Source organism: Burkholderia sp. Bp8986 (assembly GCF_003854225.1).
Taxonomy (GTDB): Bacteria; Pseudomonadota; Gammaproteobacteria; order Burkholderiales; family Burkholderiaceae; genus Burkholderia.
The window spans coordinates 28,006-53,861 of record NZ_QTQM01000013.1 but is presented as its reverse complement, the minus strand read 5'-3'; the positions used below and the strand labels follow the sequence as shown (position 1 = coordinate 53,861).

The window sequence follows — 25,856 nt, the reverse complement described above, 5'->3', positions numbered from 1 at the left end:
CGATCAATACCCATCGTCGAGCGGCGCTCATCGCATGAACCAGCACGATCGGGTGAGAACGGGCAACCGCGCGAGCCGGGCCGCCGATCGATGCCCATCGTCGAACGGCACCGCATGAACCGGCAACGGGCAACCGCGCGCCGGCCACGAACCGGGTCGACGCCTTCACGTGCCGCGCCTGACCGGCGCTACGCACGCGCGACACGCCGCGCAAACTGCGGCGCGAAGCCGGCCGCCAGCGCGAACAGCACGACGCACAGGCATGCCATCGCGATCCATGCCGGCGTCAGATCCGCGAGATGCTGGCGCACGATGCCGGCCGCGAACGGAAACAACCCGGCGACCAGATAGCCGACGCCCTGCACGAACCCGGTCAGCGATGCCGCATCGGCCGGCGTCGCCGCATGATCGACCGTGACGATCAGCGACAGCGGAAACAGCGCGCCGATCCCCGCGCCAAGCAGCAGCGCGGCCGGCATCGCGAGCGTGTCCGGCGCGGCCAGCATCACCAGCAATCCGGCGAACAGCGACGCGATCGCCGCGTGCAGCGCGGGCCGGCGATCGGGCAGGCGGTCGATCGTCGCCGAGATCGCCAGCCCCGCGACGACTTCCGCGAGCGTCACGCCGCCGAGCAGGCTGCCGGCCGCGGTCGGCGACCAGCCGAGCCGCATGTAGTACGGCGGCAGCCATGCGAGCACGAGGGTGTAGGCACCCGTCGCGATCCCGAAGAACATCGCGAGCCGCCAGGCCCGCGGCGAGCGCGACGGCAGCGCCTGCATCGGCGGCGCGGCCGTCGGCCCGGACGCCGGTGCGTCGCCGCCACGACTGGCCAGCGGCCACGCGAGCGCCGCGACCGCGGCCGGCAGCGCCCAGCCCGCGAGCGCGACCAGCCAGCCCCAGCGGGCCGCGGCGAACGGAGCGACGACGCTCGCGAGCACCGCCCCGCCCATGATCGACGTCGAATAGACGCCCATCGCGCCGCCGATGCGCGTCGCGAAATGCGCCTTCACGAACCCCGGCAGCAGCGCCTGCACCATCGCGATCCCGATGCCCGCGCAACCTGCGCTCGCGAGCAGCAGCCACGCGTGCTGCGCGCCGAAGCGCGACGCGCACGCGAGCCCGATCAGCACGACGCCGAGCCACACGCCGCCGGCGATCCCCGTCACGCGCTGCAGCCGCCGCGCGCCGAGCGCGCCCAGGCCCATCAGCAGGATCGGGATCGTGGTCAGCAGGCTCGCCGCGCCATCGCCGATGCCGGTCGCAAGCTGGATCATGTCGAGCAGCGGACCGATCGCGGCCAGCGCGGGCCGCAGGTTCAACCCGACCAGTACGACGGCGGCCAGCCGCCAGCCGGGGGAAGTGAAGCGATTCATGATGGAGTGGCCCTCGATATCGGTGCACGACACCTCCGTCCTGCGTGCCGTGCATTTTCATGTAAAGTATCTCGACATCAAGATAAATGCGTATTTATCTCGACGTCAAGATAACTGGTGAGCCGAGGAGGGTTAATGGATCGAGCCGCGCATGCGCTCGCGCAATGGCGCGTCGAGCGTCCGGATCTGGATGCGTCGTCGATGCTCGTGATGGGACGGCTGCAGGAAGCCGCGCTCGTGATCGCGCGCGACGGTCTCAATCCGCTGTTCGCGCGCTACGGGATGCAGCCGGGCGAGTTCGACGTGCTGGCGACGCTGCGGCGCAGCGGCGCGCCGTTCGCGCTGACACCGACCGCGCTGTACGACGCGCTGATGATGTCGTCGGGCGGGATGACCGCGCGCATCGACCGGCTGCAGAAGGCCGGCTGGGTCGAGCGCCGGCCGAACCCGGCCGACGGCCGCGGCACGCTCGTCGCGCTGACCGACGCCGGCCGCGCGCTGATCGACGATGCGGTGGTCGCGCACGTCGACAATCAGCGCGCGATGCTGGCCGCGCTGTCGGAGGCGGAGCAGGCGCAACTTGCGGCGTTGCTCGAAAAGCTGCTGGCGGGATTGGGAGGAGAAGTGTCGGCGTCGACCGAAAAGTAGCGCCGCCGCATTGTCACGTCGAACGAACGCGACGAGCGGGACATGGAAACACCGAAAGAAAACGCGCGCAAGGCAGCGCGTGAACCGCCCGCCGCGCGATGCGGCGGGCCGGACAGACGGCGGGCCGCACCGGGTGCGCCCGCCGTGCGGCTCAGCCGCGTGCCGGGATGTTGAGCCCGCGCGCGACGGCCGGACGCGCGACGAACGCGTCCAGCGCCCGCGCGACATGCTTGAATTCGCCGAAGCCGACCAGGTCGCCCGCTTCATAGAAGCCGACGAGGTTGCGCACCCACGGGAAGATCGCGATGTCGGCGATCGTGTACGTATCGCCCATCACCCACTTGCGGTTCGCGAGATGCGCGTCGAGCACGCCGAGCAGGCGCTTCGATTCGGCGACGTAGCGGTCGCGCGGACGCTTGTCCTCGTAGTCGCGGCCCGCGAACTTGTGGAAGAAGCCGACCTGGCCGAACATCGGGCCGATGCCGCCCATCTGGAACATCACCCACTGGATCGTCTCGTAGCGGCCCGCCGGATCCTTCGGGATCAGCTGGCCCGTCTTGTCCGCGAGATAGATCAGGATCGCGCCGGATTCGAACAGCGCCAGCGGCCGGCCGTCGGGGCCGTTCGGATCGATGATCGCCGGGATCTTGTTGTTCGGGTTCAGCGACAGGAATTCGGGCGACAGCTGGTCGTTCGTGTCGAAGCGCACGAGGTGCGGCTCGTACGGCAGGCCGGTTTCCTCGAGCATGATCGACACCTTGACGCCGTTCGGCGTCGGCAGCGAGTACAGCTGGAGACGGTCGGGATGCTGGGCCGGCCATTTTTTCGTGATCGGGAAGGCGGACAGATCGGGCATGGAGGTTCGTTCGTCAACGTTGAGGATCCGCGCCCCGCCGGCCTGCTACGCGTCACCGGCAGCCGCTGACACGGCGGCGGGAACGGGACGAACGCATCGACCGGCGGGCGGGGCGCGCCGAAGACGCCCACTGTAGCCGATCCCCGCGATCGCTGCAGACGGCGGCCGCGCGTCGTGTCGGTGCGCCGCCGCGCGCAGCGCGCCTGCCTGTTTCGGTCAGCCGCCTCAACAGACGACGCATCGACGTGTCGCGAACGGGTGCCTGTGGACATCGCGCCAGGCCCTGCGCGCTGCGGCACCCGTGCCACACCGCACCGCATCGTCAGAAGTTGTGCCGCAGCCCGACCATCGCCGCGGTCGTGCCGACCCCGGGCGCGACCGGCTGCCCGTACACGAGCATCTGGTTCATCGTGCCGCGGTTGTTCTCGTGGCCGACCTGCGCATAGACCATCGACCGCTTCGACAGGCTGTAGTCGGCCGTGAGCACGACGGCCGTCGAGCGGTTTTCCGAACGGTTGCGGTCCTTCAGGTAATACACCGCCGACGTCACCTGCAACGCGGGCGTGAAGCGATAGCCGACGCCGGCCGACAGCATGTCGAGGTTCACCTTGTCCGCATGCGACGGATTCCTGCCGTTGCCGTACGACGCCGACACCGAGAAATCGCGGATCGTGTATTTCGCGCCGACGTAGATGAAGCGGTTGTTGTCGACGCCGGTCGGCGCGACACCCGGCGCCGGATTCGTGTCGTGGCCGTTGTAGTAGACGGCCGACGCGTTGAGCCCGTAGTTCGAATACCGCAGCACGACCGATTCGCGCGTGCCACCCTGGAACTGCCCGGCGACGCCGCCGGGCGCGTATTCGAGCGCGATCGACGCGCCCGCGAAGGTCGGCGACTGATAGACGAGCGCATTGCTGTCGTACAGCGCGCCGATCGCGCCGTTGGTGCTCGTCCCCGGCCAGCCGGCCGCGGTGTTCAGGCCGAGCCACGCGGTCAGCACGCTGCCGAAGAACTGCGCGTTGCGCACGTCGGTGTCGGCCATCGCGTAGATCATCGGCACGATCTGGCGGCCGGCCGTGAAGGTGCCGAACGGCCCGGACACGCCGAGCGACGCAACCTGGTTGAAGATCGCGACGGCGCCCGGCGTGTCGCTCAGCTGCATCCTGCCGGTGCCGCTGTCGAACGAGCCCTGCAGCTTGAAGTTGACCTTGTAGCCGCCGCCGATGTCCTCGCTGCCCTTGATGCCCCAGAAGCTCGAATAGATGCCGCCGTCCTTCATGCGGAACACCTTGCCGGTGTTCGGCGCGCTCGGGCCGAACGACGCGGCCGACGTGCTCTGGTACAGCAGGCCCGTGTCGACCACCCCGTACAGCGTGACGGAGGATTGCGCGTGCGCGAGCGCCGCACTGCCGGCAAGCGCCGCGAGCGCGGCCAGTTTCGTCTTCATCGAAGTCTCCAGGATCGTAATGGACCGCACGGGATCGAGCCCGGGCGGGTGAAGCGGGGGAAGCATCGAGGCAGGCGGGAGGGCGCCGGGTGCGACGCCGGTGCGAGCCGTGCGGAAAGACTACGCAACGGCGCGCGGCCGCTCCCCCCCATGCGCGGGGGGCAGGGTTGCGGAGAATCGGAGGGAAGCCCTGGTGACGCGGTTGTCATCAACGGCCGGGCAAGGCCGATCAAGGCCAGTTAAGGCGAGTTGACGCGAGTTGAGGCCGGTTCGGACGTGCGCAGGCGGGCAACGCGCGCGTCAAGGCGCGCTTTCGAGCAACCCGAGCACCAGCGCGCGGCGCACCGCGTGCTTGCGCGAGCTGGCGTCGAGCTTGCCGAACAGGTTCTTCAGGTGCCACTTCACGGTTTCCTCGCCGACGGCGAGCGCCACCGCGATCTCCTTGTTCGACAGGTTGCGCGCGAGCAGTTCGAGGATCGCGCGCTCCTTCGGCGTCAGCACGACGCTCGGCACCGCGCGCGGGCTGGCCGTGCTGCGCGGCGCGGGCGGCACGATGCGCGGCTGCGGCTGTGCGGGCCGGGCGGGTCCGTCGCCCGCGGCCGTCTCGTCGCCGATGCGGCGCGCCCAGTCGGCGACGGCCGGATGCGCGTCGGCGAGCGTGCGCGTGAGGCCGAACATGTCCGCGAGGTTCATCGCCTCGTCGAGCAGCGCGCGGCCGCCGTGCCCGGACTGTTCGAGCGCGAACGCGCTGAGCGCCATGATCTCGATGCGCTCGCGTCCCATGCTCATTTCGCGGGCCAGCACGGCGGCTTCGTCGAGCGCCGCGCACGCATCGTCCCAGCGGCGCGCGGCAAGCGCGGCGCCCGCGTGCGCCATCGCCTGCAGCAGCACGACGGGGCGCCGCCACAGCGGCCCGTGCGACGGAAACTCGGCCGCGGCAATCGCATCGATCCGCTCGACCAGCGCATGGCAGGTCGCCTCGCGATAGCGCGCCGCGTGAATGCGCACCTGCTCGGCGAGGCTCGCGACCGACAGGCGCGGCAGCCGGCGCGCGACGCCCATCGCGTCGAGCGCCTCGAGCAGGTCGATCGCGCGATGCTCGACGCCGCGCAGCAGCGCGATGCGCGCGGCCGTCCGGTAGCCGAGCAGCACGGTGTCGGGCGTGCCCGCGTGCTCGAGCACGTCGAGCCGGTTCGCGAGCAGCGCGGCGGCCTGGTCGACGCGATCGGCCTCGTACGCGATCGCCGCGCACATCGCCGCAAGCATGCAGGTCAGCGGATGGCGGCGCCCGAGATCGGCTTCCGCGCGGGCGAGCGCCGGCGACAACGCGTCGTCCGCGAGCCGGATCTGGCCTTCGCGCAGGTAGCTCAGGCCGGTGATCAGCTCGCCCCAGCGCGCGACGTAGCCGAACCCGGCCGCGGTCGCGCCGCGCGGCGCGACCTGCTGGAAGCGGCGCGCCTGCGCCGGTTCGCCGACGATGATCGCGCGCGCCGACAGGCGGTTCGCATGCATCTGCGCGAGCCACGTCGCCGCGGGCGGCGTGAAATCGGCCCACGGTTCGAACAGCTCGACGAAACGGTCGATTTCGTCCGCGTAGTAGGCGGCCGCACTGAGGATCAGCGCGCATTCGTAGCGCATCGCGGCCGGCGTGCCGGGGTCGGCCAGGATGCCGGCGATCTGGCGCCGCGCCTCGACATGGCGCTCGCCGAGCGCCAGCGCCCACGCGACCGCGATCCGCAGCGTCGGGCGCTTGTCGAGTTCCGCATCGGGCAGCAGCGCGAGCCAGTCGAGCACGTCGTTGATGCGGCCCTGCTTGATCGCGTCCTCGAGGCAGCGCTGCGCGAGCGCGTATGCCGTCTCGAACTGGCCGGCCGCATACGCGTGGCGCGCCGCTTCCTCCGTCATCCCGTGCGCGTCGAGCCACGCGGCCGCGCGTGCGTGCAGCGCGCTGCGGTCTGCTTCGGCGCTCGTCGTCAGACGGTCGCGCAGCGTATCGCGCACGAGCGGATGCAGCCGGCACCAGTCGGAAGCGTCGGACGCGATGAACAGCGGCGTGTCGCGCGCGAGCCGTGCGAGCCGGTCGGGGGCGGCCGCGTCGTCGAGCAGCGCGGCGCACAGCGACGGATGCAGGCGGTCGGCAACGCTCGTGCGGGTCAGGAACGCGGTGTCGTCAGCCGACAAATTCGCGAGCAGCAGTTCGACGAGCCGGTCGCGCGTGCCGTCCATGCGTGCGGCGAGCGCATCGACGGCCTGGCGCGGATCGGCCGAGCGCGCCATCGCGGCCATCGCGAGCTGCAGCCCGAGAGGCCAGCCGTCGACGCGCTCGAACAGCCGCGCGCACGCGTCGGCGTCGACCCGCTGCGCAAAGCGCGCGCCGACCAGCGCGATCGTCTCGTCGAGCGTGAAGCGCAGCCAGTCGGGGCCCGCGAGCGTGCATTGCCCGCCGGCGAGCAGGTCGCCGGCCGCGTGATCGAGCCCGCGCCGGGCCGCGACGACCACCCGCAGGTTCTGCGGCGCGTTGTGCAGCACGTAGGTCAGCGCGTCGAGGCCGGCGGCGGGCAGCCGCTCCGCATCGTCGACGATCAGCAGCGCGTCGATCGACAGTTGCGCGACCTCGGCCAGCCACGCGGTCAGCCCCTCCAGCGCGCGGGCCGCGCCGTCCGGAATCAGGCGCCCGAACGCGGGTCGCGCGCAACCGGTGCGCACCGCCTGCACGAGCCCCTGCAGCAGGCGCGGCGCGTCGTCGCGCTCGTCGGCGGACAGCCACACGACCGCGCGGCCGAGCGCGAGCGATTCGCGTCGCCATTGCGCGAGCAGCGAGGTCTTGCCGTAGCCGGCCGGCGCCTGCACGAGCGTGACGGGCCGGGCGTCGAACGCCGCCGCGGCGAGGCTCAGCCGCGCGCGCGCGAGCAACTGCGCCGGCACGCGCGGCGCGGTCGTCTTCAGCACGAGTTCGGTCGGGGGCGCGTCGGCGCGTTCGGGTGGGTGAGCCATCGGGGCAGCAGTCGGAATCCGGCGCTGCCGTGCAGGCCGGCGTCCGGGGTGGGCGTGGGGGGAAGGATCGGCCGAACCGCGTTCGCGCGTCAATCCCCCCCGCGGCGAGTGGGGCCGCGCCGCCGCCCGGCCGATAGCATGGGTTCCGAGGCGTGACGAACGCGATTGACCAATGCAACGGGGAGGGGGCCATGAACATCGTATCGACTGGCGCGCGCCGCAGCGCGCCGAGCGCCGGATAAACGGAGCGGCACGATGTATCGCCATCTGCTCGTGACGGTCGACGGCGTGCCCGGCGGCATCGACGCGATCGGCCATGCGCTCGAACTGGCGCGTGCGGTCGGCGCGCGGGTCACGTTCGTGCTGTCCGGCGCGGCGCCGCAATCGCCTGGCTCCGACTCGCGTTTATCCGGAGCGCGGATGCCGGAACACGGTGCGAAAGTGGAAGCCGCCGCCCGGGCCCAGGGCCTGTCCCATGCGATCGCGGGGGCCGGCCATCCGGCGGCCGGCGATCCGGGGGCCGGCCACCCGGCGGCCGGCGGCACGTCGCCCGCCACGCTCGCCGGCGAACTCGGCTGCGACCTGATCGGCGTCGCGGCGCTGCCGCACGATGCCGATGCCGGCGCGGCCGCGCAACGGCGGTTGCTGCTGGCGACGAGCGGCGTGCCGGTGCTCGTGTGCCCGGCGCGGCGTGCGCCGGCAGAGGCGCGCGTGATGGCCCGCTGTCTCGCCGCGCATCGCGCGCTCGGCGCGCAGTTGCAGGCGCTGACGCAGTTGCAGGCGCCGACGCTCGCGAGCGAAGACCCGGACTCGGCAACGCGGCCGGCCGCCGATGCAGACCGCGCGCTCGCGGTGCACGCCGCGTTGGCGTCGCTCGCGGCGCTGCAGGACGCGCGTTCCGGGCCGTCCGCCGAAGCACGCCTGTGCGCGGCATTGCGCAGACGGGCGGAGAGCACCGCGGCCGAACTCGACGAGCTCGACCGCCAGCGGCGCCGCGATGCGCACGCGCTCGGCGCGCTGGCGCGGCTCGCCGCCGACGGCTTGCCGTCGGCCGCGTTCGATGCAGCGCTCGCCGTCTATGCGCGCGGCGCGTTCGAGCAGATGGGGCGCATGGAAGGCGTGATTTTCCCGGCCGCGCGGCGCTATTTGAGCGACGCCGACTGGACCGAACTGGACGCGCCTCCGGCGAGCGGCTCAGCCGCGACGACGCCGGGCGCGGACGAACCCGACGATGCGTGACGCGCATCCGACTGAAATCCTACGGAGAACCAGATGGCACATGCAGTGCGATTCCACGAAACCGGCGGCCCCGACGTGCTGCGCTGGGAAGCGGTCGAAGTCGGCGACCCGGGCGCGGGGCAGGTCCGCCTGCGGCACGAGGCCGTCGGCCTGAACTTCGCCGACACGTATTTCCGCAGCGGCCTGTATCCGGTGCCGCTGCCGTCCGGCATCGGCGTCGAGGCCGCCGGCGTGGTCGAGGCCGTCGGCCCCGGCGTGACGAACGTCGCCGCCGGCGACCGGGTGACCTACACCGGCTTCCTGAACACGCTCGGCGCGTACAGCACCGAACGGCTGATCGCCGCCGCGCCGCTCGTGAAGCTGCCGGCCGGGATCGCCTGCGAAACGGCCGCGGCGATGACGATGCGCGGCCTGACGTCGGCGTACCTGTTGCGCCGCATCCACGCGTTCGCGCCGGGCGACACGATCCTGCTGCACGCGGCCGCGGGCGGCGTCGGGTTGATCGTGTCGCAATGGGCGAAGCTGCTCGGGCTCACGGTAATCGGCACCGTGTCGAGCGAGCACAAGGCCGCGATCGCCCGCGCACACGGCTGCGACCATACGATCGACTACAGCCGCGAGGACGTCGCGAAGCGCGTGCGCGAACTGACCGGCGGCGCGGGCGTCGACGTCGTGTTCGACAGCGTCGGCAAGGACACCTTCGAGGGCTCGCTCGATTCGCTGAAGCGGCGCGGGCTGATGGTCTGCGTCGGCACCGCGTCGGGCCCGATCCCGCCGTTCGACCCGCAGCGCCTCGCGATGAAGGGTTCGCTGTACCTGACGCGCCCGGCGCTGGCCGACTACATCGCCGATCCGGCCGAGAAGAACGACCTGGCCGGCGAGCTGTTCGCGCACGTCGCGGCCGGCCGCATCCGGATCGAGATCAACCAGCGTTACGCGCTGCAGGACGCGGCGCAGGCGCACCGCGATCTCGAATCGCGCAAGACGACCGGCTCGTCGGTATTCATCGTCTGAGGAGACGCGCATGCGAGTCGAACCCCTGACCTGTGCGATCGGCGCGGAGCTGCTGGACGTGAGCCTCGCCGACGCCGTGCACGACGACGGCCTGTTCGCCGAAATCCGCACGCAGCTGCTGCGCCATCGCGTGCTGTTCCTGCGCGACCAGGACATCACGCGCGCCGAGCACGTCGCGTTCGCACGCCGCTTCGGCGAGCTCGAGGATCATCCGGTCGCCGGCAGCGATCCCGAGCACCCGGGGCTCGTGCGGATCTACAAGTCGCCCGACCAGCCGAACGACCGCTACGAGAATGCGTGGCACAGCGATGCGAGCTGGCGCGTGGCGCCGCCGCTCGGCTGTGTGCTGCGCTGCATCGAGGGTCCGCCGGTTGGCGGCGACACGATGTGGGCGAACATGGTGCTCGCATACGAGAACCTGCCGGAACACGTGAAGCAGCAGATCGAAGACTTGCGCGCACGCCACAGCATCGAGGCGAGCTTCGGCGCGGCGATGCCGGTCGACAAGCGCCTCGCGCTGAAAGCGCAGTATCCGGACGCAGAGCATCCGGTCGTGCGCACGCATCCCGAAACCGGCGAGAAGGTGCTGTACGTGAACGCGTTCACGACGCACTTCACGAACTTCCATACGCCCGGGCGCGTGCGCGTCGGGCAGGACGCGAATCCGGGCGCCGGCCAGCTGCTGCAATACCTGATCAGCCAGGCTTACATCCCCGAATACCAGGTGCGCTGGCGCTGGAAGAAGAACAGCGTCGCGATCTGGGACAACCGCAGCACCCAGCACTACGCGGTGATGGACTACCCGCCGTGCGTGCGCAGGATGGAGCGCGCGGGCATCGTCGGCGACGTGCCGTTCTGAGCGCGCCCGCACCTTAACCGACTCGCAACCCTGTACACGACGCGCCAGGCCAGCCGCCCGGCGCGGCGGGATACGCACGCCCGTGCGCCTGCACTAAAACGATTCCCACTGGAGGACGACATGCAATTTCTCGACGATTCGCTGCACCCGGAAAACCAGGACAAGGTGGTCATCACGGTCGCGCCGTACGGCCCCGAATGGATGCCCGCCGACTTTCCGGAAGACATTCCGGTGACGATGGACGAGCACGTGCAGAAGGCCGTCGACTGCTACAACGCGGGCGCGACGGTGCTGCACCTGCACGTGCGCGAACTCGACGGCAAGGGCAGCAAGCGGCTGTCGAAATTCAACGAGCTGCTCGGCCGGCTGCGCGAGGCGGTGCCCGACATGATCCTGCAGGTCGGCGGCTCGATCTCGTTCGCGCCGGAAGGCGACGGCGCCGAGGCGAAATGGTTGTCCGACGACACGCGCCACATGCTCGCCGAGCTGACGCCGAAGCCCGACCAGGTGACGGTCGCGATCAACACCGTGCAGATGAACATCACCGAGCTGATGAACCGCAAGGACATCGCCGGCACGTCGCTGAACGAAGCCGCGCTGTGGGACGCGTACCGCGAGATGACCGTGCCGGCCGGCCCCGGCTGGGTCGACGAGCACCTGCGCCGGCTGCAGGCGGCCGGCATCCAGCCGCATTTCCAGCTCACCGGCATGCACGCGCTCGAGACGCTCGAGCGGATCATCCGCCGCGGCGTCTATCGCGGGCCGCTGAACGTCACGTGGGTCGGCATCGGCGGCGGCTTCGACGGCCCGAATCCGTACAACTTCATGGAATTCGTGCGGCGCTGCCCGGACGGCGCGTGCATCACGCTCGAATCGCTGATGAAGAACGTGCTGCCGATCAACACTGTCGCGATGGCGCTGGGCCTGCATCCGCGCTGCGGGATCGAGGACACGATCATCGACCAGAAGGGCAACCGGATGACGTCGGTGCAGCAGGTCGAGCAGTGCGCGCGGATCGCGCGCGAACTCGGGCGCGAGATCGCCACCGGCAAGGAGGCGAAGGCGATCTACCGGATCGGCGTGCAGTACGACGGCGTCGACGAGACGCTCGCGCAGCTCGGGATGGCGCCGAACCGCCGGCCGGGCCAGCTGAGCGTGCCGCTGCGCGCGGCCTGACGCACCGGGCGACCGTGCAATCGGGCGGCCCGCGAGCGCCGCCCGCCGATCGATGTGGCGCCGCACCCACCCTCGCGCAGTGCGCGAGGCAAGCTCCGACGAACGGAGCGGGGCCGCGCAAGCCGCGCCGGCGCGTTGCCGCACCGGTGCCGGAGGAGACACGCATGCTGATTCATCACGTCGAGCCGTCGCTGCAGGACGTGGCGGCCACCGGGCGGCGCGCGCCGGCCTATGCCTGGCTCGTGTTCGGGCTGACCGTCGGCCTGCTGCTGTCGGACTACATGTCGCGGCAGGTGCTCAATGCCGTGTTTCCGCTCCTCAAGCACGCGTGGGGACTGTCGGACACGCAGCTCGGCTCGCTCTCCGGCGTCGTCGCGCTGCTGGTCGGCCTGCTGACGTTCCCGCTGTCGGTGCTCGCCGACCGCTTCGGCCGCGTGCGCAGCATCGTCCTGATGGCCGCGTTGTGGAGCATTGCGACACTGGGTTGCGCGCTGTCGACCAACTACGCGGAAATGCTGGTTGCGCGCGGCCTCGTCGGGCTCGGCGAAGCCGCGTACGGCAGCGTCGGCGTCGCACTGATCCTCAGCATCTTTCCGGCGCGCCTGCGCGCGACGCTTACCGGCGCGTTCATGGCCGGCGGCGCGTTCGGCTCGGTGTTCGGGATGGCGCTCGGCGGCCTCGTCGGCGCGCATCTCGGCTGGCGCTGGTCGTTCGGCGTGATGGCCGCGCTCGGCATCGTGCTGCTCGTCGCGTACCGCGGCGTGGTCACCGAACGGCGGCTCGCGGCCTGCCGCGTCGAACCGTGCCGGCCCCATGCCGATGCGCCGCGCGACCTGCGCGGCAGCGTGCGCGCGCTGATGTCGGGGCTGTTCGCATCGCGTTCGGTGATCTGCGCGTATGTCGGCAGCGGGCTGCACCTGTTCGTGCCCGGCGCGCTGTTCGCGTGGCTGCCGAGCTACCTGAACCGTTATTACGCGATGGCGCCGGACCGCGCCGCGGTGCTTGCGGCCGGCTTCGTGCTGCTGTCGGGCGTCGGGATGGTCGGCTGCGGGATCGTCACCGACCGTGTCGGCAAAACCGACGGCAAGCGCAAGTGGTTGACCGCGATCGCGTATTGCGTGCTGACGGGCGTGTGCCTCGCGGCCGCGTTCCGGCTGCCGCCCGGGCCGCTGCAACTCGCGCTGATCTGCGCGGGCATGCTGGTCGGTGCGGGCGCGTCCGGCGCATCGGGCGCGATGGTCGCGAACCTGACGCCCGCCGCGATCCATGCATCGGCGTTCGCGACGCTCACGCTCGCCAACAACCTGCTCGGCATGGCGCCGGGCCCGCTGCTGACGGGGTGGGTCGCCGATCGCGCCGGCCTCGTCGGCGCACTGCAATGGATTCCCGTCGTGCCGCTCGCGGCCGCCGTGCTGTTCGCGATCGGACGCGCGAGCTACGCGGCCGATCTCGCGAGCGTCGAACGCGAACGGCGCGCGTCCCACCTTTCCTGAACCGAACCCACCCGGAGGCTGCATGACCCTGGCGACCGCGCCCACCATCCTGATCGTGCCCGGCTTGCGCGATCACGTCGAAGACCATTGGCAGACGCATCTGCAACGACGCCTGCCGAACGCACGGTCCGTCGCGCCGCTCGAAGCCGACAAGCTGAGCCGCGCCGCGCGCGTCGCGGCACTCGATGCGGCGCTCGCCGCGATCGACGGCCCCGTGATTCTGGTCGCGCACAGCGCGGGCGTGATGATCACGGTGCACTGGGCACGGCAGGCCACGCGCAAGATCCACGGCGCGCTGCTCGCGGCGCCGGCCGATCTCGATACGCCGATGCCCGCCGGTTATCCGGCGCCCGACGCGATCGCCGCGAACGGCTGGACCCCGGTACCGACCGGGCGGTTGCCGTTTCCGAGCGTCGTGGCCGCGAGCCGCAACGATCCGCTCGCGCGCTTCGAACGCGTCGAACTGCTGGCGGCCGGGTGGGGCAGCAAGCTCGTCGATCTCGGCGAAGTCGGGCATCTGAATCCGGCGTCCGGGTACGGCGAGTGGCGGGATGCGGAGCGGCTGATCGGGGAGGTGACCGCGCTCGGTGCGGCCTGAGCGCCATCGGCAACGCGCCGCGCATGAATTCCCTGCCGGCGCGTCAACGTGAACCGATTCCATTTGAGCGCCCAGCGACATACGACGTCCTAACACGCCGCGTGCCCGTCGCCGTGTCGCGCCGCGAAATCGCTCAATCTACAAATCCTCGGGAAACGGAAGGTTTCTGTTAGGGAAATTCCCGCCCCGCGCCAGTCGGTTTTTTGTTGACCGACATCGTATAACGCCGTCATGATTTCCTGAAAAGAAAGGTCCCATCCACCGACCGAAGTGAGGAGACATGAACGCCACCCCGATCGCTCGCCGTGTGCGCCGGATCGCACTCGCGCTGGGTTTCACGCTGTCGGCCGCGGCAGCCGTTGCCGCACCCGTATCGCTGAACGTCGTCGACGTCGCGGGCAACCTGCAGCTCACGCAGAAGGCCATCGAGGCGTTCAAGGAGAAGAACCCGAATCTCGTCGCGAACGTCACGTTCACGAACGCGCCCGCGCCGCAGCTGCCGGGCAAGATCAAGGCGATGCAGGCGGCGGGGCGCGCCGACATCGATCTCGTGCTGACCGGCACCGACGCGCTGGCCGCCGGCATCGAGCAGAACCTGTGGCTGAAGCTGCTGCCCGACAACGCGGGCGCGTTCCCCGGCGTGCTCGACCGGTACGCGCCCGGCCCGCGCAAGATGCAGGATGTCGCGCAGGGCTTCGGCCTCGAAGTGACCTACATGCCGGCCGGCCCGCTGCTCGAATACAACCCGGCGAAGGTCGCCGACCCGCCGAAGACGCCCGAACAGCTGCTCGCGTGGTGCAAGGCGCATCCGAACAAGCTGATCTATGCACGCCCGGCGAACTCGGGCCCCGGCCGCACGTTCCTGATGGGGCTGCCGTACGTGCTGGGCGACAAGAACCCGCAGGATCCGATCAACGGCTGGGACAAGACCTGGGCGTTCCTGAAGCAGCTCAACGACTGCGTGCCGTACTACCCGGGCGGCACGTCGGCCGTGATGAAGGAGCTCGGCGAAGGCACGCGTGACATGACCGTGACCGTCACCGGCTGGGACCTCAACCCGCGCGCGCTCGGCATCGTGCCGGCCGACTTCCGGATCCAGGCGTTCGACAACATGACGTGGGTCAACGACGCGCACTACATGGTGATTCCGAAGGGCGTGGCGAAGGACAAGCTCGACGTGCTGTTCAAGCTGATGAACTTCCTGCTCGAACCGGCGCAGCAGGCGATGACCTACGACGACGGCTACTTCTATCCGGGCCCGGCGGTGAAGGGCGTGACGCTCGAGATGGCGCCCGCGCACAGCCAGGAAGTGATCAGGAAGTTCGGCCGCCCCGAGTACGCGAAGCTGCTCGCGGAACGTCCGCACGTGCAGCCGCTCAACGCGCAGGCGATGGTGGCCGCGTTCCAGAAGTGGGACCGCGAGATCGGGTCGCAGAAGTCGAAATGACGGATGAACCCGCGGGCGCCGCGGCGCCCGCGCCGACGGAGTTCGCGTAATGAAGCACAGTTTCGAACGGTTGCGGCTCGACGGCGTGTGCCGCAGCTTCACCAATGCGGAGGGCGCGCAGGTCGCCGCACTGAACGGGCTCGATCTCGACATCCGGCGCGGCGAGTTCGTCGCGCTGCTCGGCCCGTCGGGCTGCGGCAAGTCGACCGCGCTGAACTGCATCGCCGGGCTGCAGCCGCTCACGAGCGGCGGCATCTGGCTCGACGACACGCGCATCGACGTGCTACCGCCCGAGCGCCGCGGCTTTGGCATGGTGTTCCAGAACTACGCGCTGTTTCCGCACATGTCGGTGCTCGAAAACGTCGGCTTCGGGCTGAAGATGCGCGGCGTGCCGAAGCAGGAAACGCGGCGGCGCGCGCAGCAGGCGCTCGAACTCGTGCAGCTCGTCGGCCACGAGGGCAAGCTGCCCGGGCAGTTGTCGGGCGGGCAGCAGCAGCGCGTCGCGATCGCGCGCGCGATCGTCATCGAGCCGCCGCTGGTGCTGATGGACGAGCCGCTGTCGAACCTCGACACGAAGCTGCGCATCGAGATGCGCGCCGAGATCCGCCGCATCCACACGCAACTCGAACGCGCGACGATCTACGTGACGCACGACCAGGACGAGGCGCTGTCGATGGCCGACCGGATCGTCGTGATGAAGGAGGGCGTCGTGCAGCAGGTCGCTTCGCCGAAGGACGTGTACACGCGCCCGCACAACCTGCACGTCGCGCGCTTCATGGGCTATCGCAACGTGCTGCCGTTCACGCTCGAAGGCATGGCCGGCGATTACGTGAACGTCGCCGCCGCGGGTGTGCGCATCACCGGCGTGCCGATGGCGGGCTTCGACGGCAAGGACGTCGTGGTCGCGCTGCGCCCGGACGACATCGAGCGCGCGGAAGCAGGGGCCGACAACGCATTCGACGCGACCGTCGAAACGGTCGAATACGGCGGCCGCGACTCGCTCATTCGTGCGATCACGCCGTTCGGCCCGATCTGGGCGCGCGTCGCCGGCGAATTCGCGCAGGGCGAACGGCTGCGGCTGCGCGTGAGCCCGGCGCGCACGCTCGTCTATGCGGGAGACGCGCGATGAACGGCCGCGGCGCCGCGTGCGCGGCAGCGCGCCCCCGGGAGGCCAGCATGAAAACCATCCCCGATCGCCGCCGGACGCACATTCTTGCGCAACGGAATGCTTCTGTCGGGCACTGTCGAAACAGCACTTGCAAGGGCGGTGCCGCATGAGCACGCTCGCGACCGGCGGCGCGCCGCGCGACGCGAAGGCGTGGCTCGTCACGCCCGCGCTCGCGTTCATCGTCGCGCTGTTCATCTATCCGTTCGCGTACGGCCTCGTGCTGTCGTTCCAGCCGACGAACGGCGGCGGCGTGCTCGCGAACTACGTGCAGTTCTTCACCGACACGGCGATGTGGCCGACCGTGCTCGTCACGCTGAAGCTCGCGGTGCCGGCGACGCTGATCAACGTCGGCATCGCCGTGCCCGTCGCGTTCGCGCTGCGTCGCAACTCGCCGTACCAGAAGTTCGTCACGACGCTGCTCGTGATTCCCGTCACGCTCGGCACGGTGCTCGTCGCCGACGGGATGCTCACGTACTTCGGCCCGAACGGCTGGTTCCCGCAGGCGCTGCAAGGGCTGCACCTGTACACCGACGAGGTGCGCCTCACGCACAACTACTGGGGCGTGCTGCTGTCGCTGATCGTGTCGGGCTTTCCGTTCGCGTTCCTGCTGATGCTGTCGTACATCAGCGGCATCGACCCGACGCTCGCGCGCGCCGCGGCCACGCTCGGCGCGAACCCGTGGCAGCAGTTCCGGCGGATCTACCTGCCGCTGCTCGTGCCGGGGCTCACGATGGCCGCGTGCCTGTCGTTCGTGCAGGCGTTCTCGGTGTTCCCGTCAGCCGTGCTGCTCGGCGCGCCGGCCGGGCCGACGCGGGTGATCTCGATCGCGGCCGCCGAAGCCGCGTTCGAGAGCTACGACTATTCGCTCGCGTCGGCGATCGCGATCGTGATGGGCTTCGTGCAGCTGCTGGTGGTCGCGTCGATGCTCGGCGCGCGCCGCTTCTTCTATACCGGTCCGGTCACGGGAGGCAAGGGCTGATGGCGACCGACAATCATGCCGCGCCGGCGTGGCCGCCGAAGCACAGCCCGCCCGGCGCGCAGCCGGTCAACGCGATGAAGCCGCGCAAACTGCGCGGCAGCCTCGCCGGCCGTGCATGGAAGGCGCTCGTGTGGGGGCTGATGGCGTTCTTCCTGCTGAACGTGATGCTGCTGATCGCGACCGTCGCGGTGAACTCGGTCGCGACGCGCTGGTTCGGCACGCCGCTGCCGCAGGGCTTCACGCTGCACTGGTATGCCAAGGCGTGGGAAGACTTCCAGCTCGCGAGCGTGCTGTGGGTGACGGTCGAAGTGGTCGGCGCGGTGGTGCTGCTGTCGGTCGCGCTCGGCGTGCCGGCCGCCTATGCGCTCGCGCGCGTGCAATTCCGCGGCAAGCGCTTCGCGCTGCTGGTGTTCCTGCTGCCGCTGATGGTGCCGCCCGTCACGTACGGGATCCCGATGGCGACCGTGATGTACAAGGTCGGGCTCGCCGGCACGCTGCCGGGCGTGATCCTCGCGAACCTGGTACCGGCGCTGCCGTTCGTGATCCTCGTGATGACGCCGTTCATCGAGCAGATCGATCCGAACCTCGAAGCCGCCGCGCGCATCTTCGGCGCGAACACGTGGCGCTATTTCCGCTACGTGCTGTTGCCGCTGCTGGTGCCCGGCATGCTCGCAGCCGGGCTGCTCGTGCTGGTGCGCACGATCGGGATGTTCGAGCTGACCTTCTTCACCGCGGGCCCGAGCACCCAGACACTCGTCGTCGCGCTGTATTACGCGGTGTTCTCGACCGGCGTGCGCGCGCCGCAGTCGATCGACGCGATGGCGATGATCTACATGGCCATCACGCTCGTGTGGGTCGTGATCGCGCTGCAGTTCGTGAGCCCGACGCAGCTCGTGAGTCGCGTGAAGCAGGAGCGGCAATAGGCGTCCACGTGTGGCGGCGTGCGTTAACGCGACTCAACGCGAAGGACAGCGGCGGCGCAGCGATGCAGGCGGTCCTGCCGATGCTTGTGCGCGCCATCCGTGCAATTGGTTACAAATGGATACCGCGAACCCTGCACGGACGTTGCAGACTACGCAGCGTACCGGCCCGGCGATACGTTCGCTCGCATCGCCGCATGCCGCCCGACGTTCATCCGATTCGCGGAGTTCCATGAAGTTTCCCACGCTGCTCACGCTCGGCTGTGCCGCCACGCTGCTTGCCGCCTGCAACCTGCTCCACGACGGCCCCGGATCGAGCGACGTCGATGCCGCGGTGCGCCGCGCGCTCGAAGCGGAAAACCACGGCGGCCTGAACGCGCTGTTCGGCCAGCCGCTGCCCGTGTCGGCCGACGTGATCTCGGCGAAACCCGACGGCGACTGCAGGAAGGTCGGCGAACGGACCTACACGTGCGACGTCGTGGTCACGTGGCGCAACCACGATTACGCGCCGTCGCGCGCGAACCTGACCTTCGTCGAGGCCGCCGACGGTTCGTGGCAGACCTCGGGCGTCGACGCGGCCATCGCGACCGGCGCCGCCAAATCGCTGATCGACAGGATCGGCAAGGCGTGGCCCGGCAACGCGGCGAGCGGCGCATCCGCGCCGCAGTGACGCGGCCGGCGACGGGCTTCGTCGCGCTTTCTTCAGAGGACGCTCCCGGCGAGCGGAGCCGCACCGTTCTCCACGGACCGCTGGCGGACTGCGCGAACGGTGCCGCGACCGCGGCGGTGCCCCATCTTGTTCGACCCGTGCTCGGGCCCGGATTAGCGGCAAAAAAGGGCGCAAACGCGACCGGGTATCGGTCGAACCCATCCTCGGTATGCGGATCGGAATATAGGGAAAACCCTTAATTCGAGCTATAATCACGACCTAGAAGAAAGGTCGAACCATGCCCGAACGTCTCCAATCCCTTGAAAAATTTGTGTTTTCCCTGGTCGTGATGTCCGCGGTCTTCTGCTCCGCATTCCTCGCGTACGAGCGTCACCCCGAGATCAAGATCGCGCTGCACGAAGGCGAAGCGCTGATGCGCGAAAGCGCCAAGTATTCGGTCATCTGCTCGCCGTCCAAGGTCGATCCTTGCGTCGAGATGTCCGCTTACTGATCGATCTTCGCGTCGAGGCTCGCGCGCCGGTCGGCGCGGCAGCGAACGGTGTCCTGGGCACCGTTTCATCAGTTTCGGACTCGTCCTACAGATTTGGCGGCCTGATTTCCTTGAAGTAGCGCCCATCAGGAATTCGGAAACCGGCCGCAAGGCAGGGCGGATGCACGAACCCGTAACGTGCCGAGTCGCTGGCGTAAGCAGCCCCCATTCCGTCGGCCCCGCTTCGAGCAATCGAGCGGGGCCGCTCCATTTGCGCGGTCGATCTGCGCGCCCCATTTACACGGCCCTGACTGCACGGCCCGAATTCGCGCGGTCCGCAGGTTCGGTCCGCAGCGACCGGCGTCACACCACCTGCCGAGGTTCGCCGCGCGCAAATGCGGCAACGTTGTCGACGAGCTGATCGGCCAGTGCCCGCATCGCCTCGTCGCTCGCCCACGCGACATGCGGCGTCAGGATGAACGCCGGATGCGACAGGATCGCGTGGAACGGGTGCGCGGCCGGCAGCGGCTCCTGCGTGACCACGTCGAAGCCGGCGCCCGAAATCTGCCCCGACTGCAGCGCGTCGACGAGTGCACCTTCATCCACGAGCCCGCCGCGTGCGGTGTTGATCAGCAGCGGCCGGCGCGCCATCCGCGCGAACGCGGCCGCGTCGATCAGGCCGCGGGTCCCCGGCGTGAGCGGGCAGTGCAGCGTGATCACGTCGCTGTCGCGCAGCAGCGTGTCGAGCGGCACATGCCCGGCGCCCCGCGCAGCGCCGTGCGCGGCGAACAGCACGCGCATGTCGAGCGCGCGGGCGATGCCGGCCACCGCACGGCCGAGCACGCCGTCGCCGACGATCCCGAGCGTCGCGCCGGCCAGGTCGCGGATCGGATGATCGAAGAAGCAGAACTGTCCGCTGTCGAGCCAGCGCCCCGCGCGCACCGCGTCGCGATACGCGACGAGGCTGCGCCGCAGCGCGAAGATCAGCGCGAACGTGTGTTCGGGTACGGTGCGCACCGCATACCCGCGAATGTTGCTGACGACGATGCCGCGCGCGGCGCACGCATCGAGATCGACGATGTCGGTACCCGTCGCGGCGATCGCGATCATTTTCAGGTGCGGCGCACGGTCGAGCGCCGTCGCGTCGAGCCGGACCTTGTTGGTCACGACGATGTCCGCGTCGCCGATACGCGCGGCCACTTCGTCCGCGGCCGTCCGTTCGAAGGTCCGCAGCGCGTGCGGAAACGGAAACGGCTTCAGCACGGTCTGCGGCGACAGCGTCGCGCGGTCGAGAAACACGATCTGCGCGGGAGAGGAACTGGAAAACATGGCGGGCCTCGCTGACGGGCGCCCGGCGGGCGCGCAACGGCAACGATTCTGCCAACGGCGCATGCGATCGGGCTTGCGCATTGCGCGAGCGCGCTTTCCCGCGTGGAAAACGTCGATGCCATCCGTGCACGGCCGGCCCGACGACTTCCCGGTTCACTGTTCCGTCGCACGAGCCGCTGTGGCAGCGCCCCGTCGTGCTGCAGGCGATGGCGCACGCGGGCGCCGCTGGGACGATGCGTGTGCGGCGCTCGACGAAGCCGCCGTGCTGGCCCGCGAAATGAGCCACGCGCCCCTTTCCGTTCAGGAAAGGCTGGTTGAGCATCGATCGATTTTCGCCGGATGCGAACGCCGTCATGATCCCCGTCATCGACAACACGATTTTCAGGAGACAGTCATGGCGCGCCCCCTGGACGGTATCCGCGTGCTGGAACTCGGCCAACTGATCGCCGGGCCGTTCGCGGGCCGGATGCTCGCCGAATTCGGCGCGGACGTGATCAAGGTGGAGCCGCCCGGCGTCGGCGACCCGCTGCGCAAATGGCGGCTGCTGCACGACGGCACGTCGGTCTGGTGGGCCGCGCAGTCGCGCAACAAGCGCTCGCTCGCGCTCGACCTGCGCACGCCCGAAGGGCAGGACGTCGTGCGCCGCCTCGTCGCCGGGACCGACGTGCTGATCGAGAACTTCCGGCCCGGCACGCTGGAAGGCTGGGGGCTCGACTGGGAGACGCTGTCCGCGATCAACCCGCGTCTCGTGATGCTGCGCGTATCGGGCTTCGGCCAGACCGGCCCGTATCGCGACCGGCCCGGCTTCGGCGTGATCGCCGAAGCGATGGGCGGCCTGCGCCACCTGACCGGCGAGCCCGGCCGCACGCCGGTGCGCGTCGGCGTGTCGCTCGGCGATTCGCTGTCGGCGCTGCACGGCGTGATCGGCATCCTGCTCGCGCTGCGCCATCGCGAACAGCAGGGCGGCAAGGGGCAGGTCGTCGACGTCGCGCTGTACGAATCCGTCTTCAACATGATGGAAAGCCTGCTGCCCGAATACTCGGCGTTCGGCGCGGTGCGCGAGCCGGCCGGCAGCAGCCTGCCGGGCATCGCTCCGACCAACGCGTACCGCTGCCGCGACGGCAGGTACGCGCTGATCGCCGGCAACGGCGACAGCATCTTCCGGCGCCTGATGGCGCTGATCGGGCGCCCCGATCTCGGCGACGATCCCGCGCTCGCGCACAACGACGGGCGCGTCGCGCAGGTCGCGCGCATCGACGCGGCGATCGGCGAATGGAGCGCGCGGCTCGATCTCGACGACGTGCTCGCCGCGCTGCACGACGCACGCATCCCGTCCGGGCGCATCTACGACGTCGCGGACATCGCGGCCGATCCGCATTACCGCGCACGCGACATGATCGTCGACGCCGCGCTGCCCGACGGCACGCCCGTGCTCGTGCCGGGCATCGTGCCGAAACTCGGCGCGACGCCGGGATGCATCGAGCGTCCGGCGCCCGCGCTCGGCGCCGATACCGACGCGGTACTCGAATCGATCGGCATCGATGCCGCGACGCGCGACGACTGGCGCACGCGCGGCGTGATCTGAAGCGACCAACCTGCGACCGGGACGACGACATGAACCAGCCCCATCCCCAACGACTTTATATTCAAGAAGTCGCGACACGCGACGGTTTCCAGAATGAAGCGGCGTTCGTCGACACCGACGACAAGATCGCGCTCGTCGACGCGTTGAGCGCGTGCGGCTACGCGAAGATCGAGGTCACGTCGTTCACGTCGCCGAAGGCGATCCCCGCGCTGCGCGACGCGGAAGCCGTGATGCACGGCATCGTGCGCGCGCCGGGCGTCGTCTATACGGTGCTCGTGCCGAACGTGCGCGGCGCGGAACGCGCGCTGTCGTGCGGCGTCGACGAGGTGAACCTCGTGATGTCGACGAGCGAGAGCCACAACCGCACGAACCTGCGGATGACCCGCGAGCAGTCGTTCGCGCAACTGCGCGACGTGATCGACACGGTGCGCGGCACCGGCGTCGCGCTCAACGTGTCGCTGTCGACCGCGATGGGCTGCCCGATGGAAGGCGACGTGCGTGCGGAAACCGTGCTCGCGTGGATGCAGCGCTTCGCGGATCTCGGCGTGCACGGCTTCACGCTGTGCGACACGACCGGCATGGCGTATCCGTCCCAGGTGCGCGACCTGGCCGAACGCGCACGCGAACGCTTCGGTGCGCTGCAGCTCACGCTGCACTTTCACAACACGCGCGGGATGGCGCTCGCGAACACGCTCGCCGCGCTCGACGCCGGCATCGACCGCTTCGACGCATCGCTCGGCGGCCTCGGCGGCTGTCCGTACGCGCCGGGCGCGACCGGCAACGCGTGCACCGAGGAGCTCGTGCACATGCTCGCGCTCGACGGCTACGATACGGGCGTCGACTTGGCGGGCGTACTCGCCGCGGCCGCGCGGTTGCCCGCGCTGATCGGGCATGACGTGCCGAGCCAGATCCTGAAGGCCGGGCGCCGCTCGGACCTGCATCCGCCGCCGCGCGCCGAAGCCGGCCACATGCCGGCGCAGCGGGCTTTGTCGTAACCGAACCGGAGCGAATCACATGGCACTGATTGACCACCTCGACCACCTCGTGCTGACTTGCGTCGATCCGGAGCGGACGAAGCATTTCTATACCGAAGTGCTGCAGATGCAGCTCGAAACCTTCGGCGCGGGCCGGCTCGCGTTCCGCTTCGGCAACCAGAAGATCAACCTGCACGTGCGCGGCGCGGAGTTCGAGCCGAAGGCGCACGTGCCGGTGCCCGGCGCGCTCGACCTGTGCTTCATCGCGTCGGTGCCGCTCGACGACGTGATCGCGCATCTGCACCGCGTCGAATGGCCGATCGTCGAAGGGCCCGTCGAGCGCACCGGTGCGACACAGAAGATCCGGTCGGTGTACGTGCGCGACCCGGACCTGAACCTGATCGAGATCTCCGAGCTGATCTGAGTTGCGTTGCGTTGAATTGCACGGCGCGCGCGGCGGTCATGCCGAGCTGTCGTGCGGCGTGGGCGCAGCATCGCGTCCGTTCTGCCGGTTCCGCATGCGCCGGCGCGATGCGCCCGCCACGCAGCAATCCTCCGCCGAAAGCGGACAGGCGCGTATCGCACCCGCCGATTCCGGATAGGCGCGCCGCGTTGCACTGCGGATAATGGCGTGCATCGGCGCCGGTCCGTCCGCCGCCTTCGCAGCGGGCGCGACGCGCGTCCCGCAGATCCGCAATCCGACCCACGCACATTCCGAATGACGATCCTCTATCGCGGCATGGACCGCGCGGCGCTCGACGCCGCTTACCTGAACACGAAGGCCATTCCCGACTTCCCCGCGGTACTCGCGTCCTGCCAGGCACGCAGTGCCGCGCTTTACGCCGCGACGCCCGCGCAGCGCGACCTGCGTTACGGGTCGCGCCCCGCGCAGCGCTTCGACTGGCTGCGCTGCGGCCTGCCCGGCGCGCCGCTGTTCGTGTTCATTCACGGCGGCTACTGGCAGCACTGCGCGAAGGAAGATTTCGCGTACGCGGCCGCCGGGCCGCTCGCACGCGGGTTCGATGTCGTGCTCGCCGAATACACGCTCGCACCGGATGCATCGATGACCGACATCGTCGGCGAGATCGGCGCGCTGCTCGACCATCTCGCGGCCGATCCCGATCGCATCGGCACCGGCGGCCGGCCGATCCACCTGAGCGGCCACTCGGCAGGCGGTCACCTGACCGCCGTGTATCGCGCGCATCCGGCGGTCGTGTCGGCGCTCGCGATCAGCCCGCTCGTCGATCTCGAGCCGATCTCGCTGTGCGTGCTCGGCGAGAAGCTTCGACTCACCGCGCACGAAATCGCCGCCTACAGCCCGCTGCGTCATGTCGGCCCCGGTGCGCCGACCGTCGTCGCGGTCGGCGCGACCGAGTTGCCGGAACTCGTGCGCCATGCGCATGAATACGCGGACGCATGCGAGGCGGCCGGCGAGCCGGTTGCACGCGCGTGGCTGCCGGGCATGCAGCACTTCACGGTACTCGACGATCTCGCGCGACCGGACAGCGCGATGCTCGCCGCACTGCAGGCGATCGCGCCGCGCTGAGCGCGCCGTCCTGCGCCGTTTCGCGCGCTTTCGCCGCGTGCATGGCCGGGCGTATGATCGGCATCAAGCCGGTCGGGCGCCATTCGCACGCGCCGCACGGCACCCCCCAGGATCCTCGTCATGGTGAACCCGCTTCATTTCGATCTGCAGTCGCTGCGCGTGTTCGCTCTCGTCGCCGAGCACGGCAGCCTGACCAAGGCGGCCGAACACGGTCAGCTCACGTTGTCCGCGGTCAGCAAGCGGATCGCCGAACTCGAGAGCGTGACCGGCAGCGCGCTGTTCGTCCGGCATGCGCGCGGCGTCGAGCTGACGCCCGCGGGCCGCGCGCTGCTCGAACATGCGGCGAAGGTCATCGAGCAGGTGAACCGGATGGCGCACGAGATGAGCGATTACGTCGCCGGCGTACGCGGCCACATTCACGTGTGGACCAATACGTCGGCGATCGTCCAGTTCCTGCCGGCCGATCTCGCCGCGTTCCTGACCGACAACCCGGGCATCAAGGTCAGTCTCGAGGAAAGGCTGAGTCACGAGATCGTCGATGCGCTCGGGTCCGGCAAGGCCGATCTCGGCGTGTTCGCGGACAACGTGCCGGCGCCCGGCATCGAACGCCGGCTGTACCGGCGCGACGAGCTCGTGCTGCTCGTGCCGCGCGGGCATCGCTTCGCCGCGCGCGACAGCATCCGCTTCGCGGATACGCTCGATGAAGACTACGTCGGCCTGAGCGACGGCAGTTCGCTGCTCGCGCGGATGACCGACGCCGCGTTCGCGGCCGAGCGCTCGCTGAAGCTGCGCATCCAGGTATCGAATTTCGACGGCGTGAGCCGGATGATCGAGGCCGGGCTCGGGATCGGCGTGCTGCCGCGCGACGCGGTGACGGGCGAGCGCGCGGCGCGGCTCGGCGTCGTGACGCTCGACGACGCGTGGGCGACGCGCACGCTGTGGGTCGGCGTGAAGGCCGGCACCGTGCTGACCACGGACATCGCGAAGCTGTTCGATTTCATGTCGGCGCGCTGAATGCGAAGAATGCGCGACCTGCGTTCAACGCGCGCCAGGCGCGACGCACGGGGCACGC

Annotated in this window: 23 protein-coding genes; 18 read left to right on the top strand and 5 right to left on the bottom strand. The window is 69.9% G+C overall.

From position 1 onward, the window contains the following. Positions 1–188: 188 nt before the first annotated feature. Entirely contained in the window at positions 189–1,373 is a 1,185-nt protein-coding gene (locus DID99_RS14575) for an MFS transporter (protein WP_124666986.1), read from the bottom strand. 135 nt (positions 1,374–1,508) lie between these two features. Here DID99_RS14575 and DID99_RS14570 point away from each other — a divergent pair, with 135 nt between their 5' ends. Next, positions 1,509–2,021, top strand: coding sequence for a MarR family winged helix-turn-helix transcriptional regulator (locus DID99_RS14570; RefSeq protein WP_124570497.1), 513 nt, complete (start codon positions 1,509–1,511; stop codon positions 2,019–2,021). A 151-nt stretch (positions 2,022–2,172) separates the two neighbouring features. On the opposite strand, the gene DID99_RS14565 is transcribed toward DID99_RS14570, so the two are convergent. From DID99_RS14565 to DID99_RS14555, 3 genes are all read right to left on the bottom strand, one after another. Beyond that, on the bottom strand, positions 2,173–2,877 hold the full coding sequence (locus DID99_RS14565) for a glutathione S-transferase N-terminal domain-containing protein (protein WP_044843541.1): 705 nt from the start codon (positions 2,875–2,877) through the stop codon (positions 2,173–2,175). 322 nt (positions 2,878–3,199) lie between these two features. Then, entirely contained in the window at positions 3,200–4,324 is a 1,125-nt protein-coding gene (locus DID99_RS14560; RefSeq protein ID WP_124666985.1) for a porin, read from the bottom strand. A gap of 300 nt (positions 4,325–4,624) precedes the next feature. Then, positions 4,625–7,318: a LuxR C-terminal-related transcriptional regulator gene (locus tag DID99_RS14555; RefSeq protein WP_124666984.1), complete on the bottom strand. Its 2,694-nt coding sequence runs from the start codon at positions 7,316–7,318 to the stop codon at positions 4,625–4,627. A gap of 255 nt (positions 7,319–7,573) precedes the next feature. Here DID99_RS14555 and DID99_RS14550 point away from each other — a divergent pair, with 255 nt between their 5' ends. From DID99_RS14550 to DID99_RS14495, 12 genes are all read left to right on the top strand, one after another. Continuing rightward, entirely contained in the window at positions 7,574–8,557 is a 984-nt protein-coding gene (locus DID99_RS14550) for a universal stress protein (RefSeq protein WP_124666983.1), read from the top strand. 33 nt (positions 8,558–8,590) lie between these two features. After that, entirely contained in the window at positions 8,591–9,571 is a 981-nt protein-coding gene (locus DID99_RS14545; protein WP_124666982.1) for a quinone oxidoreductase, read from the top strand. Between the two features lie 10 nt (positions 9,572–9,581). Beyond that, a complete protein-coding gene (locus DID99_RS14540; protein WP_124570502.1) occupies positions 9,582–10,430 on the top strand; it encodes a TauD/TfdA family dioxygenase in 849 nt (282 codons plus the stop codon). Positions 10,431–10,550: 120 nt separating this feature from the next. Beyond that, a complete protein-coding gene (locus DID99_RS14535; RefSeq protein WP_044843535.1) occupies positions 10,551–11,606 on the top strand; it encodes a 3-keto-5-aminohexanoate cleavage protein in 1,056 nt (351 codons plus the stop codon). 164 nt (positions 11,607–11,770) lie between these two features. Beyond that, complete coding sequence (locus DID99_RS14530) at positions 11,771–13,099, top strand: MFS transporter (RefSeq protein WP_124570503.1); 1,329 nt, start codon at positions 11,771–11,773, stop codon at positions 13,097–13,099. A gap of 22 nt (positions 13,100–13,121) precedes the next feature. Then, on the top strand, positions 13,122–13,697 hold the full coding sequence (locus DID99_RS14525) for an alpha/beta hydrolase (protein ID WP_124570504.1): 576 nt from the start codon (positions 13,122–13,124) through the stop codon (positions 13,695–13,697). Between the two features lie 280 nt (positions 13,698–13,977). Next, positions 13,978–15,144, top strand: coding sequence for an ABC transporter substrate-binding protein (locus DID99_RS14520; RefSeq protein ID WP_044843531.1), 1,167 nt, complete (start codon positions 13,978–13,980; stop codon positions 15,142–15,144). Between the two features lie 49 nt (positions 15,145–15,193). Further along, entirely contained in the window at positions 15,194–16,273 is a 1,080-nt protein-coding gene (locus tag DID99_RS14515; RefSeq protein WP_124570505.1) for an ABC transporter ATP-binding protein, read from the top strand. A 145-nt stretch (positions 16,274–16,418) separates the two neighbouring features. Further along, a complete protein-coding gene (locus DID99_RS14510; protein ID WP_044843529.1) occupies positions 16,419–17,291 on the top strand; it encodes an ABC transporter permease in 873 nt (290 codons plus the stop codon). Then, positions 17,291–18,214 (top strand): ABC transporter permease, encoded by a 924-nt coding sequence (locus tag DID99_RS14505; RefSeq protein ID WP_124521752.1) that lies wholly within the window; start codon positions 17,291–17,293, stop codon positions 18,212–18,214. The genes DID99_RS14510 and DID99_RS14505 overlap by 1 nt, the downstream gene beginning before the upstream one ends. A gap of 229 nt (positions 18,215–18,443) precedes the next feature. Beyond that, the gene (locus DID99_RS14500) at positions 18,444–18,881 is read left to right on the top strand and encodes a hypothetical protein (RefSeq protein ID WP_044843527.1); all 438 of its coding nucleotides are present in this window, start codon (positions 18,444–18,446) and stop codon (positions 18,879–18,881) included. 277 nt (positions 18,882–19,158) lie between these two features. Beyond that, positions 19,159–19,371: a hypothetical protein gene (locus DID99_RS14495; protein WP_044843526.1), complete on the top strand. Its 213-nt coding sequence runs from the start codon at positions 19,159–19,161 to the stop codon at positions 19,369–19,371. Positions 19,372–19,713: 342 nt separating this feature from the next. Here DID99_RS14495 and DID99_RS14490 read toward each other — a convergent pair whose 3' ends face one another. Next, the gene (locus DID99_RS14490; RefSeq protein ID WP_124666981.1) at positions 19,714–20,679 is read right to left on the bottom strand and encodes a D-2-hydroxyacid dehydrogenase; all 966 of its coding nucleotides are present in this window, start codon (positions 20,677–20,679) and stop codon (positions 19,714–19,716) included. A 394-nt stretch (positions 20,680–21,073) separates the two neighbouring features. Here DID99_RS14490 and DID99_RS14485 point away from each other — a divergent pair, with 394 nt between their 5' ends. The 5 genes from DID99_RS14485 (at position 21,074) to DID99_RS14465 (ending at position 25,798) form a co-directional block, all read left to right on the top strand. Beyond that, complete coding sequence (locus DID99_RS14485) at positions 21,074–22,264, top strand: CaiB/BaiF CoA-transferase family protein (RefSeq protein ID WP_124666980.1); 1,191 nt, start codon at positions 21,074–21,076, stop codon at positions 22,262–22,264. 29 nt (positions 22,265–22,293) lie between these two features. After that, a complete protein-coding gene (locus DID99_RS14480) occupies positions 22,294–23,259 on the top strand; it encodes a hydroxymethylglutaryl-CoA lyase (protein WP_124570510.1) in 966 nt (321 codons plus the stop codon). 19 nt (positions 23,260–23,278) lie between these two features. Continuing rightward, positions 23,279–23,662, top strand: a complete 384-nt coding sequence (locus DID99_RS14475) for a VOC family protein (RefSeq protein ID WP_044843522.1) — start codon at positions 23,279–23,281, stop codon at positions 23,660–23,662. Positions 23,663–23,956: 294 nt separating this feature from the next. Then, entirely contained in the window at positions 23,957–24,784 is an 828-nt protein-coding gene (locus tag DID99_RS14470; RefSeq protein WP_124666979.1) for an alpha/beta hydrolase, read from the top strand. A gap of 120 nt (positions 24,785–24,904) precedes the next feature. Continuing rightward, positions 24,905–25,798, top strand: a complete 894-nt coding sequence (locus DID99_RS14465; protein WP_124485468.1) for a LysR family transcriptional regulator — start codon at positions 24,905–24,907, stop codon at positions 25,796–25,798. The last annotated feature ends 58 nt before the right edge of the window (positions 25,799–25,856 follow it).

Coding starts and splice junctions, on each gene's coding strand:
- DID99_RS14575 (WP_124666986.1), bottom strand. CDS start 1,373: ATGAATCGCTTCACTTCCCCCGGCTGGCGGCTGGCCGCCGTCGTACTG.
- DID99_RS14570 (WP_124570497.1), top strand. CDS start 1,509: ATGGATCGAGCCGCGCATGCGCTCGCGCAATGGCGCGTCGAGCGTCCG.
- DID99_RS14565 (WP_044843541.1), bottom strand. CDS start 2,877: ATGCCCGATCTGTCCGCCTTCCCGATCACGAAAAAATGGCCGGCCCAG.
- DID99_RS14560 (WP_124666985.1), bottom strand. CDS start 4,324: ATGAAGACGAAACTGGCCGCGCTCGCGGCGCTTGCCGGCAGTGCGGCG.
- DID99_RS14555 (WP_124666984.1), bottom strand. CDS start 7,318: ATGGCTCACCCACCCGAACGCGCCGACGCGCCCCCGACCGAACTCGTG.
- DID99_RS14550 (WP_124666983.1), top strand. CDS start 7,574: ATGTATCGCCATCTGCTCGTGACGGTCGACGGCGTGCCCGGCGGCATC.
- DID99_RS14545 (WP_124666982.1), top strand. CDS start 8,591: ATGGCACATGCAGTGCGATTCCACGAAACCGGCGGCCCCGACGTGCTG.
- DID99_RS14540 (WP_124570502.1), top strand. CDS start 9,582: ATGCGAGTCGAACCCCTGACCTGTGCGATCGGCGCGGAGCTGCTGGAC.
- DID99_RS14535 (WP_044843535.1), top strand. CDS start 10,551: ATGCAATTTCTCGACGATTCGCTGCACCCGGAAAACCAGGACAAGGTG.
- DID99_RS14530 (WP_124570503.1), top strand. CDS start 11,771: ATGCTGATTCATCACGTCGAGCCGTCGCTGCAGGACGTGGCGGCCACC.
- DID99_RS14525 (WP_124570504.1), top strand. CDS start 13,122: ATGACCCTGGCGACCGCGCCCACCATCCTGATCGTGCCCGGCTTGCGC.
- DID99_RS14520 (WP_044843531.1), top strand. CDS start 13,978: ATGAACGCCACCCCGATCGCTCGCCGTGTGCGCCGGATCGCACTCGCG.
- DID99_RS14515 (WP_124570505.1), top strand. CDS start 15,194: ATGAAGCACAGTTTCGAACGGTTGCGGCTCGACGGCGTGTGCCGCAGC.
- DID99_RS14510 (WP_044843529.1), top strand. CDS start 16,419: ATGAGCACGCTCGCGACCGGCGGCGCGCCGCGCGACGCGAAGGCGTGG.
- DID99_RS14505 (WP_124521752.1), top strand. CDS start 17,291: ATGGCGACCGACAATCATGCCGCGCCGGCGTGGCCGCCGAAGCACAGC.
- DID99_RS14500 (WP_044843527.1), top strand. CDS start 18,444: ATGAAGTTTCCCACGCTGCTCACGCTCGGCTGTGCCGCCACGCTGCTT.
- DID99_RS14495 (WP_044843526.1), top strand. CDS start 19,159: ATGCCCGAACGTCTCCAATCCCTTGAAAAATTTGTGTTTTCCCTGGTC.
- DID99_RS14490 (WP_124666981.1), bottom strand. CDS start 20,679: ATGTTTTCCAGTTCCTCTCCCGCGCAGATCGTGTTTCTCGACCGCGCG.
- DID99_RS14485 (WP_124666980.1), top strand. CDS start 21,074: ATGGCGCGCCCCCTGGACGGTATCCGCGTGCTGGAACTCGGCCAACTG.
- DID99_RS14480 (WP_124570510.1), top strand. CDS start 22,294: ATGAACCAGCCCCATCCCCAACGACTTTATATTCAAGAAGTCGCGACA.
- DID99_RS14475 (WP_044843522.1), top strand. CDS start 23,279: ATGGCACTGATTGACCACCTCGACCACCTCGTGCTGACTTGCGTCGAT.
- DID99_RS14470 (WP_124666979.1), top strand. CDS start 23,957: ATGACGATCCTCTATCGCGGCATGGACCGCGCGGCGCTCGACGCCGCT.
- DID99_RS14465 (WP_124485468.1), top strand. CDS start 24,905: ATGGTGAACCCGCTTCATTTCGATCTGCAGTCGCTGCGCGTGTTCGCT.